Origin of the sequence: Ruegeria sp. THAF57 (assembly GCF_903914075.1) — a bacterium.
In the GTDB taxonomy this organism is placed as follows: domain Bacteria; phylum Pseudomonadota; class Alphaproteobacteria; order Rhodobacterales; family Rhodobacteraceae; genus Ruegeria.
In genome coordinates this window covers 469,686-490,010 of sequence record NZ_CAIWNQ010000001.1, presented here as the reverse complement: position 1 = coordinate 490,010, position 20,325 = coordinate 469,686, and the positions used below count along the sequence as shown (strand labels likewise).

20 protein-coding genes are annotated in these 20,325 nt (G+C 59.1%); 18 read left to right on the top strand and 2 right to left on the bottom strand.

Annotated features, from left to right (window positions below; all coding sequences use genetic code 11):
- Window positions 1-387: 387 nt before the first annotated feature.
- The gene (locus tag RUESEDTHA_RS02335) at window positions 388-612 is read right to left on the bottom strand and encodes a DUF1127 domain-containing protein (RefSeq protein ID WP_180884017.1); all 225 of its coding nucleotides are present in this window, start codon (window positions 610-612) and stop codon (window positions 388-390) included.
- A gap of 912 nt (window positions 613-1,524) precedes the next feature.
- Here RUESEDTHA_RS02335 and mraZ point away from each other — a divergent pair.
- From mraZ to RUESEDTHA_RS02290, 9 genes are all read left to right on the top strand, one after another.
- Complete coding sequence (gene mraZ / locus RUESEDTHA_RS02330; RefSeq protein WP_180884015.1) at window positions 1,525-2,028, top strand: division/cell wall cluster transcriptional repressor MraZ; 504 nt, start codon at window positions 1,525-1,527, stop codon at window positions 2,026-2,028.
- Window positions 2,029-2,032: 4 nt separating this feature from the next.
- Window positions 2,033-3,025, top strand: coding sequence for a 16S rRNA (cytosine(1402)-N(4))-methyltransferase RsmH (gene rsmH / locus RUESEDTHA_RS02325; RefSeq protein ID WP_180884013.1), 993 nt, complete (start codon window positions 2,033-2,035; stop codon window positions 3,023-3,025).
- The gene (locus tag RUESEDTHA_RS02320; protein WP_180884011.1) at window positions 3,022-3,390 is read left to right on the top strand and encodes a cell division protein FtsL; all 369 of its coding nucleotides are present in this window, start codon (window positions 3,022-3,024) and stop codon (window positions 3,388-3,390) included. The genes rsmH and RUESEDTHA_RS02320 overlap by 4 nt, the downstream gene beginning before the upstream one ends.
- Window positions 3,387-5,174, top strand: coding sequence for a penicillin-binding protein 2 (locus RUESEDTHA_RS02315; RefSeq protein ID WP_180884009.1), 1,788 nt, complete (start codon window positions 3,387-3,389; stop codon window positions 5,172-5,174). The genes RUESEDTHA_RS02320 and RUESEDTHA_RS02315 overlap by 4 nt, the downstream gene beginning before the upstream one ends.
- 22 nt (window positions 5,175-5,196) lie before the next feature.
- Complete coding sequence (locus tag RUESEDTHA_RS02310) at window positions 5,197-6,678, top strand: UDP-N-acetylmuramoyl-L-alanyl-D-glutamate--2,6-diaminopimelate ligase (RefSeq protein ID WP_180884007.1); 1,482 nt, start codon at window positions 5,197-5,199, stop codon at window positions 6,676-6,678.
- Entirely contained in the window at window positions 6,675-8,069 is a 1,395-nt protein-coding gene (gene murF, locus RUESEDTHA_RS02305; RefSeq protein WP_180884005.1) for a UDP-N-acetylmuramoyl-tripeptide--D-alanyl-D-alanine ligase, read from the top strand. Before RUESEDTHA_RS02310 ends, murF begins: the two co-directional genes overlap by 4 nt.
- Window positions 8,070-8,093: 24 nt before the next feature.
- Window positions 8,094-9,176, top strand: coding sequence for a phospho-N-acetylmuramoyl-pentapeptide-transferase (mraY, locus tag RUESEDTHA_RS02300; protein ID WP_180884002.1), 1,083 nt, complete (start codon window positions 8,094-8,096; stop codon window positions 9,174-9,176).
- Window positions 9,177-9,324: 148 nt separating this feature from the next.
- The gene (gene murD / locus RUESEDTHA_RS02295) at window positions 9,325-10,725 is read left to right on the top strand and encodes a UDP-N-acetylmuramoyl-L-alanine--D-glutamate ligase (protein ID WP_180883999.1); all 1,401 of its coding nucleotides are present in this window, start codon (window positions 9,325-9,327) and stop codon (window positions 10,723-10,725) included.
- A gap of 105 nt (window positions 10,726-10,830) precedes the next feature.
- Window positions 10,831-11,205: a glycine zipper family protein gene (locus tag RUESEDTHA_RS02290; RefSeq protein WP_254428667.1), complete on the top strand. Its 375-nt coding sequence runs from the start codon at window positions 10,831-10,833 to the stop codon at window positions 11,203-11,205.
- On the opposite strand, the gene RUESEDTHA_RS02285 is transcribed toward RUESEDTHA_RS02290, so the two are convergent.
- Window positions 11,202-12,380 (bottom strand): NAD(P)/FAD-dependent oxidoreductase, encoded by a 1,179-nt coding sequence (locus RUESEDTHA_RS02285; RefSeq protein ID WP_180883995.1) that lies wholly within the window; start codon window positions 12,378-12,380, stop codon window positions 11,202-11,204. The two genes, RUESEDTHA_RS02290 and RUESEDTHA_RS02285, sit on opposite strands and share 4 nt — an antisense overlap.
- A gap of 139 nt (window positions 12,381-12,519) precedes the next feature.
- On the opposite strand from RUESEDTHA_RS02285, the gene RUESEDTHA_RS02280 reads away from it, so the two are divergent.
- From RUESEDTHA_RS02280 to RUESEDTHA_RS02240, 9 genes are all read left to right on the top strand, one after another.
- On the top strand, window positions 12,520-12,918 hold the full coding sequence (locus tag RUESEDTHA_RS02280; protein ID WP_180883993.1) for a rhodanese-like domain-containing protein: 399 nt from the start codon (window positions 12,520-12,522) through the stop codon (window positions 12,916-12,918).
- Between the two features lie 173 nt (window positions 12,919-13,091).
- Window positions 13,092-14,255: a putative lipid II flippase FtsW gene (gene ftsW, locus RUESEDTHA_RS02275; RefSeq protein ID WP_171120656.1), complete on the top strand. Its 1,164-nt coding sequence runs from the start codon at window positions 13,092-13,094 to the stop codon at window positions 14,253-14,255.
- Entirely contained in the window at window positions 14,255-15,352 is a 1,098-nt protein-coding gene (locus RUESEDTHA_RS02270; RefSeq protein WP_180883990.1) for a UDP-N-acetylglucosamine--N-acetylmuramyl-(pentapeptide) pyrophosphoryl-undecaprenol N-acetylglucosamine transferase, read from the top strand. The genes ftsW and RUESEDTHA_RS02270 overlap by 1 nt, the downstream gene beginning before the upstream one ends.
- Complete coding sequence (gene murC / locus RUESEDTHA_RS02265) at window positions 15,349-16,758, top strand: UDP-N-acetylmuramate--L-alanine ligase (RefSeq protein WP_180883988.1); 1,410 nt, start codon at window positions 15,349-15,351, stop codon at window positions 16,756-16,758. Before RUESEDTHA_RS02270 ends, murC begins: the two co-directional genes overlap by 4 nt.
- A 74-nt stretch (window positions 16,759-16,832) precedes the next feature.
- A complete protein-coding gene (locus tag RUESEDTHA_RS02260; protein ID WP_171210420.1) occupies window positions 16,833-17,081 on the top strand; it encodes a DUF2484 family protein in 249 nt (82 codons plus the stop codon).
- Window positions 17,078-17,332 carry a DUF2484 family protein gene (locus RUESEDTHA_RS02255; protein WP_180883986.1) on the top strand — a complete coding sequence of 85 codons (255 nt, stop codon included), beginning with the start codon at window positions 17,078-17,080 and terminating at the stop codon, window positions 17,330-17,332. The genes RUESEDTHA_RS02260 and RUESEDTHA_RS02255 overlap by 4 nt, the downstream gene beginning before the upstream one ends.
- A 45-nt stretch (window positions 17,333-17,377) precedes the next feature.
- Window positions 17,378-18,304, top strand: a complete 927-nt coding sequence (murB, locus tag RUESEDTHA_RS02250; RefSeq protein WP_180883984.1) for a UDP-N-acetylmuramate dehydrogenase — start codon at window positions 17,378-17,380, stop codon at window positions 18,302-18,304.
- Between the two features lie 101 nt (window positions 18,305-18,405).
- A complete protein-coding gene (locus tag RUESEDTHA_RS02245; RefSeq protein ID WP_180883982.1) occupies window positions 18,406-19,329 on the top strand; it encodes a D-alanine--D-alanine ligase in 924 nt (307 codons plus the stop codon).
- Complete coding sequence (locus RUESEDTHA_RS02240; RefSeq protein ID WP_180883980.1) at window positions 19,317-20,318, top strand: cell division protein FtsQ/DivIB; 1,002 nt, start codon at window positions 19,317-19,319, stop codon at window positions 20,316-20,318. The genes RUESEDTHA_RS02245 and RUESEDTHA_RS02240 overlap by 13 nt, the downstream gene beginning before the upstream one ends.
- The last annotated feature ends 7 nt before the right edge of the window (window positions 20,319-20,325 follow it).

Sequence of the window (20,325 nt, the reverse complement as noted above, 5' to 3'; positions counted from 1 at the left end):
CAACATCGAGACAGGGAGGAGGAGAGTCCCGATGTATCCGAACCCGGGTTTGATCCCGGTATGTGTAAGTCGCGACGACACCAGGGAGGAGGAGAGGTGTCGTCGCGCTCTTTCAACATCAGGGCAGGGAGGAGGAGAGCCCCGATGTATCCGTCTCCGGGTCTGACCCCGGTATCTGTAAGACGCGGCGACGTCAGGGAGGAGGAGAGACGTCGCCGCGCGCTTTCAACACCGGGAAAGGGAGGAGGAGTACCCGGTGTGTCGGTTTCCGGCAGGTTGGGCCGGTATTTGGTGCAGCGGCATCAGGGAGGAGGAGAGATGCCGCTGCTGTAATACAGGTCCTAAAGGGAGGAGGAAGGACCTGATCTCGGTTATGTCGTGCCGCGATTAACGCGCGGCGAATTCTTCTGCGGCCTGAAGTGCCAGCCGGCGGATCATCGAACGGTGCAGGCCCAGATCAGCCAGTTCGCGGTTCGAAAGTTCAGACAGTTCATTTACGGTCTGGCGATAGACGCGGTGACGTGCGTACCGGGCTTTCGCGACCTCGATCAGCGAAGCCAAGCCGGTTGCGGGCGCGTTCTTCAGCGCAGTATGATGTGTTGCTACAGCCATGTGCGTAACCCGGTTTGTATGTTGTCGCCGGAGTGTTCCAGCGCTTGCTTGATTACAAAAATAGGCAAATGCTGCGCCTGCACAATAGCCAACGTGATCATTGCTGCTATGCAGCAAACGCATGGATATCAACAAGTTGTAAACCTGGCGGTGAAAGTGCCTTTAAAATATGACTTTTGGCCGCTTGCGCATGAGGGGCATAGCCTTGGCGCGATTTCAGGGCGCTTGGGTTTGCCCCTTGATTGGGCGGCATATTCCGAAATTTGTGCAAATTGTAAATCCCGTGTTGAGACTTGAGGCGCGGGTTGGGCGAAAATCAGGGTTATGGGAATTCATGGGCCGCGCTTTGGGCTGCAGTTGAATTCGGGTGGAGTAGCCGTGTCTGAGGCTGGGTGATTCGACTGATTTTGTGTGGCGTTGCTGTGTGACTGGGCCAAGAATCACCTAAAGTGAAAATTTTTTGGGAAATCGTGGGATAGATTGGGTTGGTGCAACTTTGTCTATATGTGGTGTTCTGCCTACGCTAGTAGTCAAATTGTAGTGCAATAAGTGATCTTTTCTTTTAGCTGTGACCTTATTAGGATGGTTCTTCCGCGTTGCGATGGTGATTTTTTCTGTTGATTTCCATGAATTCCCATGTCATCCCTTATTCATCCGATGAGGACGAGGCACATGGGGCACCAAACGACCCCGAACCAAAAAAATTCAGGTTTCATACAGGCATCTCGCTTTCATCACTCAAGAGATCCGGCGCGCGGGCGAGCAGACATCCCCCCAGGTGGCGCGCGCAGCTGGACTTCCCGCTCAGCGGGTCAATGCGGCGGGTTGATCAGTGGCAGCAGATCAACCCGCCGTTTTTCATCCGGGGGAACGTGAATTTTAGGTGGGGCGCAAGCGAAAGGGACAGTCGTCTTGGCGCGCAGGTTTAGAGGTGAAAGCCACCATAAGGTGGACACGAAGGGCAGGGTCTCGATCCCGGCCTCTTTTCGCCGTGTGCTTGAATCCTGCGACCCCAATTGGCAGCCCGGCGATAATCCAGAACTTGTAATTGTCTACGGCGATCACCGCCGGAAGTTTCTTGAATGCTATACGATGCGGGCAATCGACGAGGTTGATGACAAGATCGACGCGCTGCCGCGCGGTTCGATGCAGCGGAAACTGTTGCAACGCATGTTTCATGGTCAGTCTTTCCCGACCACGGTGGATGAGACCGGTCGGCTGGTGTTGCCGGCCAAGCTGCGCAACAAGATCGGACTTGAGGGCGAAGCGTTCTTTATTGCCGCCGGGGATACGTTCCAGATTTGGAAGCCCGAAACATATGAAGCGGAAGAACTGGCTTCGGCCGAAGAATGGTTGGACGAACAGCCGGGGGACTTTGACCCTCTGGAGTTCCTAGACGGCACCGGGGATGCGTAACGGCATGGCCGGCGCTGAGACCCCTTCCGACAAACCTCACATCCCTGTCCTTCTGCGCCCGTTACTTGCGACCGTGGCGCCTGTCTCGGGCATCTGGCTCGACGGCACCTTTGGAGCGGGAGGGTACACGCGCGGCTTGCTGGAAGCTGGGGCCGAGAAGGTTATCGGTGTGGACCGTGATCCGCTGGCCTTTGAGATGGCCGCTGATTGGGTCGGCGAATACGGTGACCGACTGGTGATGCAGCAGGGTGTGTTCTCTCGCATGGATGAATACGCGCAGGGTCTGGATGGGGTGGTGCTGGACCTTGGGGTCTCGTCCATGCAGTTGGATCAGGCCGAGCGTGGCTTTTCCTTCATGAAGGACGGTCCGTTGGATATGCGGATGAGTCAGGAAGGTGAGAGTGCCGCCGATCTGGTCAATTCGGCGACCGAGGCGCAACTGGCCGACATCCTTTTCCATTTTGGCGAGGAACGTGCTAGCCGCCGGATTGCCAAGGCGATTGTGAAGGCGCGGGCCGAGGCGCCGATTACCACAACACTGCGACTGGCTGAGATTATCGAATCCTGCCTCCCGCGTCCGAAACCGGGTCAATCGCATCCAGCTACACGCAGCTTTCAGGGTCTGCGGATCGCGGTGAACGCGGAATATGAAGAGCTGTTCCAAGGCCTTATGGCTGCGGAGCGTGCTTTGAAGCCGGGCGGGCAACTGGCCGTTGTGACATTCCATTCTATTGAGGACCGCATGGTCAAACGGTTCTTTCAGTCGCGTGCTGGCAAGACCGGGCGTGCAAACCGCTATGCGCCTGAGGTGGAGCAGGACCAGCCGCAGTTTACGCTTAAGACGCGCAAGGCTGTTGGACCGGATGAACAGGAATTACAGGAAAATCCGCGCGCGCGCTCGGCTAAGCTGCGTGTCGCTGTGCGGACCGAGGCACCGGCGGGGGAAATTGATGCCCGCGCCATTGGGATGCCGCAACTTGGGGGAAGGGCAAAATGAAAAGTGTTTTGTATGCGTTGACTGCCTTGGCCGTGTTCGGATTGGCGCTTTGGGCGTATCAAGAGAACTACCGTACCCAGCAGGTCGTTAAGGAAACGCAGAAGTTACAGCGCGAGATTGGCGTGGCTCAGGTCCGGCTTGCGGTTTTGAACGCGGAATGGGCGTATCTTAATCGCCCCGATCGTCTGCGCGAACTGGCTGATCTGAATTTTGAACGTCTGGGTTTGCTTCCCCTGCGTGCCGAGCAGTTCGGGCGCGCCGACCAGATTGCATATGCAGAAGACCCCGACTTGCCGATCGTAGACCCGATTGAGCTGCAGTCGCTGACCAACATTCAGGCTTTGGGCGAGGTGCAGATTCCATGACGCGCACGCCCCTCCGACCTTTGGCCCGTGTCCTGGACGCGCGCGCGCGCGGGGAAAACCCCAAGGCCATCGAGCGTGAAAACATCAGGAAGCGCCACGAAGACATGAAGGACCACGCCCGCGCCCGTGCGGAAGGGCGACTTCTGGTGCTTGGCCTGTTCTTCTTCTGTGCCTTTGCAGTGGTTGGGTTTCGCATGGGGATGCTGGCAACATCCGAGGCGCAAGAGCCGCTGGCCAGCGCCCCTGGTGCCGCGATCGCCATGCAGCGGGCCAATATCGTCGACCGCGAGGGGCGTATTCTGGCAACCAATCTGGATACCTATTCAGTCTATGCCCAACCTCCCCTGATGATCGACCCGGTGGCTGCTGCAGATCAGTTGGTCGCGATTTTCCCTGATCTAGAAAAAGAACGTCTGGTCAAGGATTTCACCGGCGACCGCAAGTTCCTGTGGATCAAAAAACGTATCTCGCCGGAACAGAAGCAGGCCGTTCACGACATTGGTGACCCCGGCATCCTGTTCGGCCCGCGTGAGATGCGGCTGTATCCCAACGGCAAGCTGGCTGCCCATATTCTGGGCGGCTCGGGTTTCGGGCGTGAAGGCGTCAGCGCAGCCGAGGTGATTGGTGTTGCCGGGGTCGAGAAACAGTTCGACGACTATCTGCGCAACCCGGCGAACGGCAACAAGCCGCTGCAACTGTCGCTGGACCTGACCATTCAGGCCGCGGTCGAGCAGGTCTTGTACGGCGGTATGAATATCATGAACGCCAAGGGTGCCTCGGCCGTTTTGATGAACGCGCATACGGGCGAAGTGATATCGGCGGCGTCGTTGCCGTCATTTGACCCAAACGACCGTCCGCGCCCGCCGACCTCGGGGTTTGATCCGTCTGACAGCCCCTTGTTCAACCGCTATGTGCAGGGCGTGTACGAGCTGGGATCAGTTTTCAAGATTTTCACGGCCGCGCAGGCGGTGCAACTGGGGCTGGTGAACTCTGAGACAATCATCGACACGTCTGGGCCTATGCGGATCGGACGCTTTCCAATTGGTGAGTTCAACGGCAAGAACTATGGCAAGATCAGCGTCGCGGACGTGATTGTCCACAGTTCGAACCGGGGGACCGGGCGGCTGGCGCTGCAGATCGGCGCGCAGCGTCAACAGGAATTCTTACGCGCGCTTGGTATGTTCGAACCCACACCGTTTGAGATTGTCGAAGCCGCGGGTGGCGAGCCCCTCAAGCCCAAGAAGTGGGGCGAGCTGAGTACCGTTACCATTTCCTATGGTCATGGGCTGTCGACCAGCCCAATGCATCTGGCAGCCGGTTACGCGGCGATCGCCAATGGCGGGCACTACGTCAGTCCAACGGTGTTGCGTAAGAACGGCCCTCAGTATGGTCCCCGCGTGCTGTCACATGGTGCCGCGCTTCAGGCGCAAAAGATGTTGCGCAAGGTGGTCACGGACGGGACGGCCAGTTTTGGGGACGTGGCGGGGTATGACGTCGCCGGTAAAACCGGTACAGCCGACAAGCCGAAGCCACGCGGCGGTTACTATGACGACAAGGTCATCGCGACGTTCGCGACGATCTTTCCGGCCTATGATCCCAAATACGTTCTGATCGTCACGTTGGATGAACCTTCCATCGTAGCCTACGGCGAAAAGCGCCGCACGGCGGGCTGGACAGCGGTGCCCGTGGCGGCCGAATTGATTGGTCGTGTCGCGCCCTTGCTGGGCTTGCGTCCCCGGCTTGAGCCTGAGGCGCGCGCTGCTATAACGCTGACCTCAAATTAGACTGTCCGGCAAGAGGTGGGCGATGGGCACAAGGACAAAGAAACTCAGCCAACTGGCCCTGACCGCCCGAGGTGGTGCAAACCCGGAAATTACCGGGTTGGCCGTCGATAGCCGAGAGGTCAAGGACGGCTATTTGTTCGCAGCCCTTCCCGGTACGCGGGTTCACGGGGGCGAGTTTATTCAGTTTGCCTTGCGGATGGGCGCTGCGGCCATCCTGACGGATGCCGAGGGGGCTGCGATCGCAGCGGATGAGCTGTCGGGTTCGGACGCTGCGCTGGTCGTCGTTGAAGACCCTCGTCAGGCGCTGGCGGGATGTGCGGCGCTTTGGTTTGGCTCTCAACCGCAGACCATCGTTGCCGTGACCGGGACAAACGGCAAGACGTCGGTCGCAACCTTTGTACGTCAGATCTGGATGGAACTGGGCCACGCTGCGGTCAATCTTGGCACAACCGGTGTCGAAGGTGCCTGGACCGCGCCACTGGCCCATACTACGCCAGAGCCTATAACCTTGCATCGGTGTCTGGCAGAAGCGGCAGAAAACGGCGTGACCCACGCCGCGATGGAGGCGTCGTCGCACGGTTTGGAACAACGGCGCCTGGACGGGGTGAATCTGACTGCGGCGGGCTTTTCAAACTTCACGCAGGACCATCTGGACTACCACGAAACGTTTGAGGCCTATTTTGCGGCCAAGGCCGGTTTGTTCGATCGCGTTCTGCCGCAGGACGGAACGGTCGTTATCAACATGAGTGACCCCAAAGGACTGCAAGTCCTCAAGATCGCCGAAGACCGGGGGCAGGATGTGCTGACCGTTGGTTTGGGTGATGCAGACCTGTGTCTGATGAACCAGCGTTTCGATGCCACGGGTCAAGACCTGCGCTTTTCGTGGAAAGGAAAGGTCTTTCAAACGCGCCTGAACCTGATTGGGGGGTTTCAGGCCGAGAATGTCCTTTTGGCCTGCGGGCTTGTGATCGCGGGCGGAGATGACCCCGATCGCGTTTTCGAAACCTTGCCGCACCTGACAACCGTGCGTGGACGCATGCAACTGGCCGCAACACGAGAGAACGGGGCGGCAGTGTTCGTGGACTACGCCCATACTCCGGACGCGGTTGCGACCGCGCTTAAGGCGATGCGCCCGCATGTCATGGGTCGGCTGATTGCTATCGTTGGTGCCGGTGGCGATCGGGATGCAGGAAAGCGCCCTTTGATGGGCAAGGCTGCGGCGAACAACGCCGATGTGGTATTTGTAACGGATGACAACCCGCGCAGCGAAGACCCCGCAGTGATCCGCGAGGCCGTGATGCAAGGGGCACCGGGTGCAACCGAAGTCGGAGACAGGGCCGAGGCCATTCTGCGCGGTGTCGATGCCTTGCAACCCGGCGACGCGCTGCTGATAGCAGGCAAAGGGCATGAAACAGGCCAGATTGTTGGCGATCAGGTTCTGCCATTTGACGATGTGGAACAGGCCAGCATAAGCGTCGCAGCACTTGACGGGAGGGTTGCATGACCTTGTGGACCGCATCCGAAGCCGCTCAAGCTACTGGTGGGCGTGCGACGGGGGATTGGACAGCAAACGGCGTGTCCATTGACACGCGAACCCTGCAGCCCGGCGATCTTTTTGTAGCGTTGAAAGCGGCGCGCGACGGGCATGAGTTCGTTGCGCAGGCATTGGAAAAAGGGGCAGGTGCGGCGCTTGTGTCCAGTGTGCCCAAAGGTGTGCCCGAAGATGCGCCCCTGCTGATCGTGGACGACGTTCAGGCAGGGTTGGTGGCGCTGGGGCAGGCCGCGCGCGCGCGCACGCACGCGCGGGTTATGGGAGTTACTGGCAGCGTCGGGAAAACCTCAACCAAGGAAATGCTTTCTACTATTTTGGAAACGCAGGGAAAAACCCATGCCAGCGTAGCCAGCTACAACAATCATTGGGGTGTTCCCCTGACATTGGCTCGGATGCCGCGCGACACCGAGTATGCGGTAATCGAGATTGGCATGAACCACCCCGGAGAGATCGCGCCCTTGGCGCGGCAGGCCCGCCCGCACGTGGCGTTGGTGACCACTGTGGCGGCTGTCCACCTAGAGGCGTTCGAATCTGTTGCCGGGATCGCCCATGAAAAGGCCGCGATTTTCGAAGGTCTGACCAAAGGTGGCGCTGCGATTGTCAACGCGGATGTGGAACACGCAGAAATTCTACGTGAGTGTGCCATGGAAAATGGGGCTGGGGTCGTGGAGTTCGGACGATCCGCAGTGGACTATGTGCTGAACGATGTCACGCAGGCCTCGGCTTCTATACATGCGTCGGCGACCGTTGGCGATGTCCAATTCACGTTTGACGTACAATCTGCCGGCACGCATTTTGCGATGAACGCGCTGGGGGCATTGGCCGCTTGTGTCGAGATGGGCGTTGAACTGGACGACGCGATTGCTGGGTTGGCCAGGTGGTCTCCGGTCAAGGGGCGCGGGGTGCGAGAGCAGATTGCGCTGATTGGGGGCGGTCAGGTCGAATTGCTGGACGACAGCTACAACGCCAACCCAACCTCGATGGAGGCCGCGCTGGATGTGCTGGCCGCGTCGCAGGGTGACCGTAGGATCGCGTTCTTGGGCGATATGAAAGAGTTGGGCGCACAAGAAGTCGAAATGCACGCCAATATGGCCAACGTGGATGCCATGCAACGTGTTGATCGCGTTCACTGTATTGGCCCGCTGATGAAGGCGCTTAACGACGCTTTGCCGGACGAAAAACGCGGCCTTTGGTTTGAAACCAGCACTGAAATGACCGCGCATTTGCCAGAGCTGATCCAAGCCGGTGATACCGTATTGGCCAAAGGCTCTCTGAGCATGGCATTGGCGCAGATTGTTGACGGTTTGCGGAAAATGGGGCAAGGGAGCGCGCCTGACCCATGATCGCCGCACGAGAAAGGTTTTAAGATGCTTTATTGGTTGACCGGCCTGTCGGACGGGGGGGATTTCTTTAACCTCTTTCGGTACATCACGTTCCGTGCAGGCGGGGCTTTCATGACTGCGTTGATCTTTGGGTTCCTGTTTGGAAAACCGCTGATCAACGTGTTGCGCAAGAAGCAGGGCAAGGGTCAGCCGATCCGGGATGACGGTCCCGAAGGGCATTTCTCAAAGGCGGGAACGCCAACCATGGGCGGCTTGCTGATCGTCGGGGCGCTTGTGACGTCGACTTTGGTCTGGGCACGGTGGGACAACCCCTATGTCTGGATGGTGCTGTTCGTGACTTTGGCTTACGCAGCCATTGGTTTTGCCGACGATTACGCCAAGGTTTCCAAGCAGAACACCAAGGGTGTTTCGGGTAAAATGAGGCTTGCTCTGGGGATCATTATTGCGGTTCTGGCGTCGCTATGGGCGACTTTGCACCATCCCGAGGCTTTGCAGAACCAGCTTGCCGTGCCGGTCTTCAAGGACACGCTGGTCAATCTGGGGATATTCTATATTCCGTTCTCGATTATTGTGATCGTGGGAGCGGCGAATGCCGTGAACCTGACGGATGGGTTGGATGGGCTTGCGATCATGCCTGCCATGATCGCGGCATCGACGTTGGGGATCATCGCTTATGCGGTGGGCCGGGTCGATTTTACCGAATATTTGGACGTGCACTATGTGCCGGGAACGGGCGAAATCTTTATCTTTACCTCGGCGCTTTTCGGCGCGGGGCTTGGGTTTCTTTGGTATAACGCGCCGCCTGCTGCTGTGTTCATGGGCGATACCGGGTCACTGGCCTTGGGGGGCGCGCTGGGTGCTATCGCAGTTGCCACCAAACACGAGTTGGTGCTGGCTGTTGTCGGCGGCCTGTTTGTCGTCGAAGCCCTGAGCGTGATCATTCAGGTATTGTACTTCAAACGCACCGGTCGCCGCGTGTTCCTGATGGCGCCGATCCACCATCACTATGAGAAAAAGGGGTGGGCGGAACCGACGATCGTGATCCGGTTCTGGATCATTTCCCTGATCCTGGCGATGATCGGTCTGGCAACGCTGAAAGTTCGGTAGCGCTCCCGCCAGGTTCGGCGGACCTCCGGTCCACCTGCCACCTGTTGGGCCCGGCTCGCGCTGGCGCGAGCCTGTCTATTCCCTTGCCAATGAGGGGGTCTTCTGCGCAGGGTGACGCCCAAGCCAAAGTCAAAAAAGGGTGGGCAGCATGATCCCGGTCAAAGGGTTTTCAGGACATAAAGTTGCGGTTCTGGGGCTTGGTCGGTCAGGGCTGGCCGCTGCACGCGCATTAAGGGCTGGCGGCGCAGAGCCGGTCTGTTGGGATGACAACCCAGCGGCCCGCGAGAAGGCCGAAGGTGAAGGTTTTGCCTGCGCCGACCTTTTGCGCCACGGCGTGTTTGACGACATCGCCACGCTGATCGTTTCGCCGGGTATTCCGCATCTTTATCCTGACCCGAACCCTGTGGTGGCCGCTGCATTGGATGCGGGCGTGCCGGTAGACAACGACATCGGGCTGTTCTTCCGCTCTTTCGCGGGTGCGGAATGGAACAACTACGATATGCCTCCGCGCGTGATTGCGGTGACGGGGTCGAACGGTAAATCGACCACGGCCGCTTTGATCCATCATATCCTTACCGAAGCGGGGCGAGAGGCTCAGTTGGCGGGGAACATCGGGCGGGGTGTCCTGGATATTGAGCCGGGCGGGGATGGCTCTGTCGTGGTGCTGGAGCTGAGCAGCTATCAGACAGAACTTGCCCGCGCTTTGACGCCGGATGTCGCGGTGTTCACCAATCTTTCGCCGGATCATCTGGACCGACACGGCGGGATGGGCGGGTACTTTGCGGCCAAGCGTCGGCTGTTCGCCGAAGGCGGACCGGATCGCGCTGTGATTGGCATCGACGAGAAAGAAGGAGCGTTTTTGGCTGGTCAGCTTGCCGAGGGGCCTTCTGACGACCGGGTGATCCGCGTATCGGTCGCACGCAAATTGACGGGCCCCGGTTGGCAGGTCTTCGCGCGCAAGGGGTTCTTGTCGGAATACCGCAAAGGTCGGCAGGCCGGGTCGATTGACATGCGTGGGATCAAGGGACTGCCCGGTTCGCATAACCACCAGAACGCTTGCGCAGCCTACGCAGCCTGTCGCGCGCTGGGATTGGCCCCTCGCGTGATCGAGGACGCCTTGCACAGCTATCCCGGCCTGCCGCATCGTAGCCAGATCATCGCCGAGGCAGATGGCGTTACCTTTGTGAATGACTCCAAGGCCACCAACGTGGACAGTGCTCTGAAGGCGCTGAACGCATTTGGCAAAATCCGCTGGATATGCGGTGGGCTAGAGAAAGAGGGCGGATTGTCGGCATTGAACGCAGCTTCGGACAGGGTCATCAAAGCCTATGTGATCGGGCGCGAGGCGGCCGGATTTGCCATGCAACTTGACGCAGAAACGCTGGTTTGCACGACGATGGCCGAGGCCGTGGCGCAGGCCATGTCGGACGCCCAGCCGGGCGAAACTGTGCTATTGGCACCAGCGGCGGCCAGTTTCGACCAATACGACAGTTTCGAGCGACGCGGAGAAGACTTTGAGGCGCAGGTTCGGCAGAGGCTGTCAGAATAGAGGTTTGCAATTGATCGCCGGTTGAGCGAAGCTGAGTTGCTATCAGCTTGACGCGCCAAGATTATTGGTTTTGCCTGCCTTCAAATTCAACGTGAGGTTATGATTATGCCATACCGTAAATTCTCTTTGATCCTGCCTGCTATTTTGGTGGTCGGAGCCTGCTCCAATGTCGGTGCCAATTACCAGCCGGTTGTCGATGGACCGGTTGGGCCAAACTACAATGCAGATCTGGCCCAGTGTCAGGCGCTTGCACGGTCTCAGCCGACAGTGGATAGCCGGACGGCTGGCGCTGCTGCCATCGGCGCGGCGGGTGCTGCTGGCACCAAGGCGATCATTGACGACAGCGCCAGCGATCTGGGACGTGCCGCCGTTGCGGGTGCGCTTGTAGGTGCGGGTGCGAGCGCGATTAACAATACTCAAAATCAGGAAGTGATCGTGCGCAATTGTATGCGCGGACGTGGGTATAACGTCGTAGGTTAACGGCCTGCGATTGCAGTTCCGGCGGCGTGGCCCGATGACCACGCCCACTGGAAGTTGTATCCGCCCAGCCAGCCAGTGACATCCACTGCTTCGCCAATTGCATAGAGGCCGGGGACATCCCTGGCCTCCATCGTTCTGGACGAAAGGTCGTCGGTGTTGATCCCACCCAATGTGACCTCGGCGGTGCGGTAGCCCTCAGTGCCGGATGGGGTCAGTTGCCAGTCTGACAGGGCTTTGACCAGTTCGCTCAGCGCGGCATCGGATTGGTCAGCCAGATTGCCTTGCATGGGGATGATGCGGCTGAGGAATTCCACCAGACGACCGGGCAGGTGCCGGGCCAGCTCAGTGGTCAGAGCTTTGCGCCCCCCAGCCTGCCGCTGATCGCGCAGCACATCAAACAGAGCGAGATCTGGGATCAGATTGACGCTGATGTCTTCGCCCTCGCGCCAGTAAGAGGACAGTTGCAGAACAGACGGACCGCTTAGGCCGCGATGGGTGAACAGCAGCGCTTCGTCAAAACTGGTGCGGGTGTTCGACAATCGGGCAGGCAGGGAAACGCCTGAAAGCTCTTTGAATTTTTCGTCCGAAAACGTGAATGGCACCAGCGCCGCCCTTGTATCAGTAATGCCTAACCCGAATTGTCGCGCGATGTCATAAGCCAGCCCCGTCGCACCCATTTTGGGGATCGACTTGCCGCCCGTGGCCAGCACAAGATTGGCGCAGGTCAGGGAAACGCGCTGTCCTTCACGATCAACATCAAGGGCGAAGCCGGTTTCGGTTTTGCGAAGGTCCCGCAACTCGGTCCGGACCCACAATTCGGCCCCTGCATTCGCCATCTCATCCATCAGCATCTGAATGATCTGTTTTGAGGAACCGTCGCAGAACAACTGCCCCAGCGTTTTCTCGTGCCACGCAATCTTGTGCCGCCCGACCAGATCGACGAAATCCCACTGGGTGTACCGTGCCAATGCGGACTTGCAAAAATGCGGGTTATGCGACAGGAAATTACCGGGCTCTGCGTACATGTTCGTAAAGTTGCAGCGTCCACCGCCGGAGATACGGATTTTCTCACCAGCGGCCTTCGCATGGTCGATCACCAATACGCGCCCTCCACAGTGAAAAGCGCACATCATACCGGCTGCCCCGGCACCAAGGATGATCGTGTCAAAGTCCATGTGCTGCGCATGGCGCGGATTACCGGGGATGGCAAGGGGGACATGGTGCGTGCCTTTTATGTCGCGTCCCTTTCTTTGATGCTATGAACTGTCAGGTATTCTCTGTATCGGCGCATGATGTTTTCAGGAAAGGTCCAATATGCCCCAGACAATAACAAAGGGAATCAAGGCACTGCTGGCCGAAGCGAATGCACTTGTTTCGTCAGTATCGGTTGAGCAGGCCCAAGCCATGCTAGACAGCGAGGACTACGTTCTGATCGACCTGCGCGACTTTCGTGAATTAAAGCGGTCTGGCAAGATCCCCGGGGCATTCTCATGCCCCAGAGGGATGCTCGAATTCTGGATTGACCCCGAAAGCCCGTATCACAAGGACGTCTTTAATCAGGACAAGACATACGTGTTCTATTGCGCCAGCGCGTGGCGGTCGGCGCTTAGTGCCAAAATCGCGATGGAGATGGGGCTAAAGCCGGTTGTTCATATCGACGGTGGGTTTACCGCTTGGGCCAAGTCCGGTTCACCGGTTGAAGAAGTTGAGTAGTCAGATTTAGGCCAACATCATTCTGCAAACCCCCGTCCCGGCGGGACTTTGCTGACGGCGGTTTGTTTTCGCTCAAACCCCTCATTTTACTGGCCCAAAGGTAAAAACCGGGATAGACTCCCAATTAGATCCCGAAAACGGGACGTGAACGAGGCAGAGAGTGGCGGTATCTCATGACTGAGATGGTGTATGGCGCGGTCCAGGACCAGCGCGGCGAACCGATTCTACCAAAGTGGTGGCGCACGATTGACCGCTGGACGATGTCCTGCGTTCTGATCCTGTTTGTCATTGGCTTGTTGCTGGGGTTGGCGTCCTCGCCGCCGCTGGCAAGCCGCAATGGGTTTGATCCTTTTCACTACGTTGAGCGGCAGGCGCTGTTCGGCGGCTTGGCTCTGATTGCGATGCTGCTGACCTCGATGATGTCGCCGACTTTGGTGCGGCGACTGGCCGTGCTGGGCTTTCTCGGCGCGTTTGTGGCGCTGGCTTTTCTGCCTGTCTTCGGGACCGATTTCGGTAAAGGGGCGGTGCGCTGGTATTCGTTGGGCTTTGCCTCGCTGCAACCGTCCGAATTTCTGAAACCCGGTTTCATCGTCGTGGCTGCATGGCTGCTGGCCGCGTCGCAGGAAATCAACGGCCCTCCGGGGCGGTTGTGGTCTTTTGCGCTGTGTATGGCGATCGTGGCGATGTTGGTGCTGCAACCCGACTTTGGTCAGGCCTGCCTGATCCTGTTTGGCTGGGGCGTAATGTATTTCGTGGCCGGTGCGCCGATGCTGCTGCTGGTCGGCATGGCGGGCGCGGTCGTTCTGGGCGGGATGTTCGCCTACTCGAACTCGGAACATTTTGCGCGCCGCATTGACGGTTTCCTGAACCAAGAGGTCGATCCGACCACGCAGCTTGGCTATGCCACCAATGCGATCCGCGAGGGTGGGCTGTTCGGTGTGGGCGTGGGTGAGGGGCAGGTGAAATGGTCGTTGCCCGATGCGCATACGGATTTCATCATCGCTGTCGCGGCCGAGGAATATGGCCTGATCCTGGTGTTGATCATCATCGCGCTTTATTCCCTGATCGTCGTGCGTTCGCTCCTGCGGCTGATGCGTGAACGCGACATGTTTATCCGTCTGGCAGGGACAGGTCTGGCCTGCATGTTTGGTGTTCAGGCGATGATCAATATGGGGGTGGCCGTGCGTCTGCTGCCCGCCAAAGGCATGACGCTGCCGTTCGTCAGCTATGGTGGTTCCTCGCTGATTGCGGGTGGTATTGCAGTCGGCATGCTGCTGGCCTTTACCCGTACCCGGCCACAGGGCGAACTGGGCGATATTCTGCGCGGACGAGGTTGATGACAGCACCTTACCTTCTGATTGCGGCGGGCGGCACCGGGGGGCACATGTTCCCGGCACAGGCGCTGGCCGAGGCAATGCTGCACAAAGGCTGGCGCGTCCGCTTGTCAACTGATGCGCGCGGTGCGCGTTATACAGGTGGCTTTCCCCATTCGACCGAGATAGTCGAGGCATCCTCGGCCACGTTCGCGCGGGGCGGTTTGGCCGCCAAAGCGATGGTGGGCCCAAAGATCGCGGGCGGCGTGACCAGCATGGCAATGCAGATGATGCGCGACAGACCAGACGTGGTTGTTGGCTTTGGTGGATACCCTTCAATCCCTGCGTTGGGGGCGGCAACGTTGCTGAACATCCCGCGCATGATCCACGAACAGAACGGTGTGCTGGGCCGCGTGAACCAGTTGTTCGCCAAGCGCGTGGCGCAGGTGGCTTGCGGCGTGTGGCCCACGGACCTGCCAGACGGCGCGCAGGGGGTTCACACCGGCAACCCGGTCCGTGCAGCCGTGTTAGAGCGTGCAGCGTCTGGGTACATCCCCCCCGGCGACTACCCGATGTCTGTGCTTGTTATGGGCGGCTCGCAGGGGGCACGTATCCTCAGCGACGTTGTGCCCGGTGCGATTGCGGCATTGTCCGAAGACCTGCGTGCTCATATCCGGGTGTCTCATCAGGCGCGGGATGAGGACGGCGAACGTGTCACCGCGTTTTATGCTGACAACGGAATTCGCGCCGAAGTCCTGCCATTCTTCGATGACGTCCCGCGACGCATGTCCGATGCGCAACTTGTCATAAGCCGCTCGGGTGCCTCCAGCGTTGCCGATATCTCGGTAATCGGGCGGCCTTCGATCCTGATCCCATTTGCCGCTGCTGCCGGAGATCACCAAACCGCCAATGCGCGTGGGTTGGTGCAGGCCGGGGGCGCGATCATGATCCCAGAAAACCTGCTTGACGTTCCCGCGCTGACGCAGCAAATCACCGCAGTTCTGACAAACCCCGAAGCCGCGCAAAAGATGGCCCACGCCGCCCTCTCGACTGGCGCGCCCGATGCGACCGAGCGTCTGGTGCACCTCGTCGAACAGTTGGCGCAGAAGGAGACCACATGAATCCAGCAACCAAACTGCCGCAAGACGTAGGGTCGATCCACTTTGTGGGGATCGGCGGGATTGGGATGTCCGGGATTGCCGAGGTTCTGCTGAACCTGGGCTACAGGGTGCAGGGCTCGGACCTGAAAGCGTCCAAGATCACCGACCGTCTGGCCAGTTTGGGGGCCGAGATTTTCGTGGGTCAGCGCGCCGAAAACCTTGAAAACGCAGCCGTTGTTGTGGTGTCTACCGCGATCAAGGCTGGCAATCCCGAATTGGACGGGGCCCGCGCGCAAGGACTGCCAGTGGTGCGCCGTGCCGACATGCTGGCCGAGCTGATGCGCTTGAAGTCCAACATCGCTATCGCCGGAACCCATGGCAAAACCACCACCACCACAATGATGGCCGAGTTGATGGTGGCGGGCGATTTCGACCCCACCGTGATCAATGGCGGTATTATTCACGCCTATGGCAGCAACGCGCGGATGGGGCAGGGCGAATGGATGGTGGTCGAGGCCGACGAATCGGATGGCTCGTTCAACCGATTGCCCGCGACCATTGCTATTGTCACCAATATCGACCCCGAGCATATGGAGCATTGGGGCGATTTCGACAAGCTTCGCGACGGGTTCTATGAGTTTGTCTCGAACCTTCCCTTCTACGGCCTCGCGGTCTGTTGCACGGATCATGCCGAGGTGCAGACGTTGGTGGGTCGTATCACCGACCGCCGCGTGCGCACTTATGGGTTTAACGCGCAGGCCGACGTGCGGGCTGTGAACCTGACCTATAAGGGCGGAGTCGCGCATTTTGATGTTCATCTGCAATATGAAGACACGGTGATCGAAGGCTGCACGCTGCCAATGCCGGGCGACCACAATGTCTCGAACGCATTAAGCGCCGTGGCCGTTGCCCGTCATCTGGGTATGAAAACCGCGGAAATTCGCGAGGCTTTGGCCAATTTCGGCGGCGTCAATCGCCGTTTTACTAAGGTAGGAGAGGTCGACGGTGTCACCATTATCGACGATTACGGCCACCACCCGGTTGAAATCGCCGCCGTACTAAAAGCAGCACGTCAGGCTTCCGAAGGCCGCGTAATCGCAGTGCATCAACCGCACCGGTATTCACGCCTGTCGAACCTGTTTGATGATTTCTGCACCTGTTTCAATGACGCCGACGTGGTCGCCATTGCCGAAATCTTTGCCGCCGGAGAAGACCCGATCGAGGGGGCATCCCGCGATGATCTGGTGCAGGGCCTGATCCGTCACGGCCACCGCCATGCCCGCGCGCTGCTGGATGAAAACGATCTGGAACGGCTGGTCCGCGAACAAGCCCGCCCCGGCGACATGGTCGTCTGTTTGGGGGCCGGTACGATCAGCGCATGGGCCAATGGTTTGCCGGAACGGTTGCTGCGTAAGCAGGCTGGATAAGGTAATGGACTCTGCCGGCGCGCAACCTTAAAGAGCGTGGTCGGACTCGCCAGAAAGCGTCCTTGGAGGGGCGAATGGTTTATTCAGTGGTATTTGCAGGATTGTGGGTGGTGGCCTCGACCGTCGTGGCCATGCTGCCGATGCGTCTGCAATTTCCACCCGGCGTTGTTTTGTTTGTGGCCGCACCTGCACTTATCGTCTGGTTAGGCCATGATTTCGGCTGGTTCTTTTCAGTGCTGGCCTTTGCTGCCTTTGCGTCAATGTTCCGCAATCCAATCCGTCATTACTGGCACCGTTGGACCGGGCAGGAGGTAGAAGAGTGAACGTGTCTCTTGCCCTTGCTTTCGTCTGGGGGATTGCTGCGAATGTGCTGGCAATGATACCAAGCAAAGACAACCACTGGACCAGGGCTTATGTTCTGATTGCTGTTGGCATTCCGATCCTTGGCTACGTGACTTTGCAAAACGGTCCCTGGATTGGCTTGGTCGTTCTGGCGGCGGGAATGTCCGTGTTGCGCTGGCCGGTGATCTATCTGGGGCGGTGGGTGCGCAAAGTACTTCGCGCGACGCTCTGACCAATACAGCTTGCGTTGCGGGGGCAAATCCGCGAATTAGCAGGCATGACAGCTCTTCCCACGCCACGCGGCAAACTCTCTGAAAACCGACCTTTGAACGATCTCACTTGGCTGCGCGTTGGTGGGCCGGCGGATTATCTGTTTCAGCCAGCCGATTTGGAGGACCTGCGGGAATTCATGCGGCGGCTTCCCGGCGAAATGGCGGTTTTTCCGATGGGTGTCGGCTCTAACCTCATTGTGCGCGACGGGGGGCTGAGGGCGGTTGTGATCCGTTTGGGGCGGGGTTTCAATGGCATTTCCGTCGAAGGCAACCGCGTAACGGCAGGGGCTGCTGCGCTGGATGCGCATGTGGCGCGCAAAGCGGCGGATGCGGGGGTTGATCTGACGTTCTTGCGCACCATTCCCGGGTCCATCGGTGGTGCCGTGCGCATGAACGCGGGGTGTTATGGCAGTTACACGGCGGATGTCCTGCGCAAAGCGACCATCGTGACCCGTAAGGGCGACGTTGTGGACCTGACCCCTGACGAGCTGAACTTCAGCTATCGCCAGTCGGACCTGCCCGAAGGCGCGGTGCTGATCTCGGCGACGTTTGAGGGGCCTTCTGCTGATCCGCAGGTTTTGCATGATCGCATGACCGCGCAACTGAAGAAACGTGACGAAACCCAGCCCACCAAGGACCGCAGCGCGGGGTCCACTTTTCGCAATCCGGCGGGTTATTCCTCGACTGGCCAAGCCGATGATGTGCATGATCTGAAGGCGTGGAAGGTGATTGACGATGCGGGAATGCGCGGTGCGACCAGAGGCGGCGCGCAGATGAGCTCCAAGCATTCGAATTTCATGATCAATACTGGCACCGCAACCGCCGCCGACCTCGAAGGTCTCGGTGAAGAGGTGCGAAAAAAGGTTTACGAAACAAGCGGCATCACGCTAGAGTGGGAAATCATGCGGGTCGGTGATCCGCAGACAGATTAAGACCCCAACCGTCAGACCAAAACAGGCAAATTCAGGCGACGGATCAAGGGTATAAACGTATACGGACCACCAGATAAGGTCCGGGGACATTGAGGCGCTAAGTGGGTAAGTCGAGCAGGACACACCCCAAGGTGGCGGTATTGATGGGTGGCCCCTCGGCAGAACGCGAGGTGTCACTCAGCAGCGGGCGCGAATGCGCAGCCGCCCTCAGGGGAGAAGGCTTTGAAGTGGTCGAGCTGGACGCGGGTCCCGACCTTTACGCGCGCTTTTTGGACATCAAGCCAGATGTTGTTTTCAACGCCCTGCATGGCCGCTGGGGTGAGGATGGCTGCGTGCAGGGTCTGCTGGAATGGATTCGGATACCCTATACGCATTCCGGCGTGCTGGCCTCGGCTTTGGCGATGGACAAACAGCGCAGCAAGGAAATTTACCAGACCGAGGGTCTGCCTATCGTACCCAGCGTGATCGTGCCCAAGGTCGAGGTTGTCGAAGTTCACGTGATGGAGCCACCCTACGTGGCCAAGCCCAATAACGAAGGGTCCAGCGTAGGGATCTACATCGTTCACGAAGGGTCCAACGGACCGCCGCAACTGTCGGATGATATGCCCGAGCATGTCATGGTCGAGAAATACGTGGCCGGGCGTGAATTGACGGTGACGGTAGTGGGGGATCGCGCCCTTACCGTGACCGAAATCATGACGGATGGCGGCTGGTACGACTATGACGCCAAGTACAAGCCGGGCGGATCGTGGCACGTACTGCCTGCTAATATTCCGCGGGACATCTTCCAACTTTGTATGGATTACGCGGTGAAGGCCCACAACGCTTTGGGCTGCAAGGGCGTAAGCCGTACCGACTATCGCTGGGATGACAGTATGGGCGCGGACGGGTTGTTCCTGCTTGAGACCAACACGCAACCGGGCATGACGCCAACGTCTTTGGTGCCCGAGCAGGCAGAACATTGCGGTATGACGTTCGGACAGCTATGCGCCTGGATGGTGGAGGATGCTTCATGCGACCGTTAAGAGCCACCCGCGCACCTGTCATACACCGATCAAAACCGTTGTCAGGGCCGGATGCGGATTTCGCGTCGGGCGAACATCACGATGTTGAGCCGAAACTGCGTTTGCAAGGCGCAAAGCTGTTTGGCCGCAAGTCCCGTCGCTTTGACCCTGCGCCCTCGCGCCTCAGCTACCGGATGCAGCGCTGGATGCTGACACCGGGTGTGCGGCGTGGCCTGAAGGTTGGACTGCCGATTTTTGCGATCTGCGCGGCTGTTGGCCTCTATTTCAGCGCGGCAGAGCGGCGCGACGCGTTGGTGGCTTATGCCAACGATATCAAGACTTCTATCCAGCAACGCCCCGAATTCATGGTCAACCTGTTGGCGATCGATGGGGCAGGCCCCGGTCTGGCGGATGATATCCGTGCGGTGGTGCCGTTGGATTTCCCGATCAGTTCTTGGGATCTGGATGCCGATCAGATCCGCGACACGATCACGGGGTTGGACCCTGTCAAATCAGCGACTGTGCGCGTGCGCCCAGGTGGAATCCTTCAGGTGGACGTTGTCGAGCGACAGCCTGTTGTCGTCTGGCGAACCCGTGGCGGTATCGAACTGCTGGATGACACTGGCGCGCATGTCGAACGAATTGTCTCGCGCAAGGACCATTCCGGCCTGCCTTTGATCGCGGGCAAGGGTGCCGATGCCCATGTGCAGCAAGCGTTGGAACTGTTGGCGACGGCGCGCAGCCTTGGCAACCGGGTGCGCGGGCTTGTGCGTATAGGCGAACGCCGCTGGGATCTGGTGCTGGATCGGGGTCAGCGCATCATGCTGCCAACCGAACGCCCCGTCCGGGCGTTGGAGCGCGTACTGGCCGTAAACGAAGTTCAGGATCTGCTGGAACGCGACGTGGCCGTGGTCGACATGCGTCTGGGTCAGCGACCAACCATCCGAATGACCAAAGCTGCCAGCGAAGACTGGTGGAATACAAAAGTAGATGTAAGTAGCGGGCAGTAACGATTAT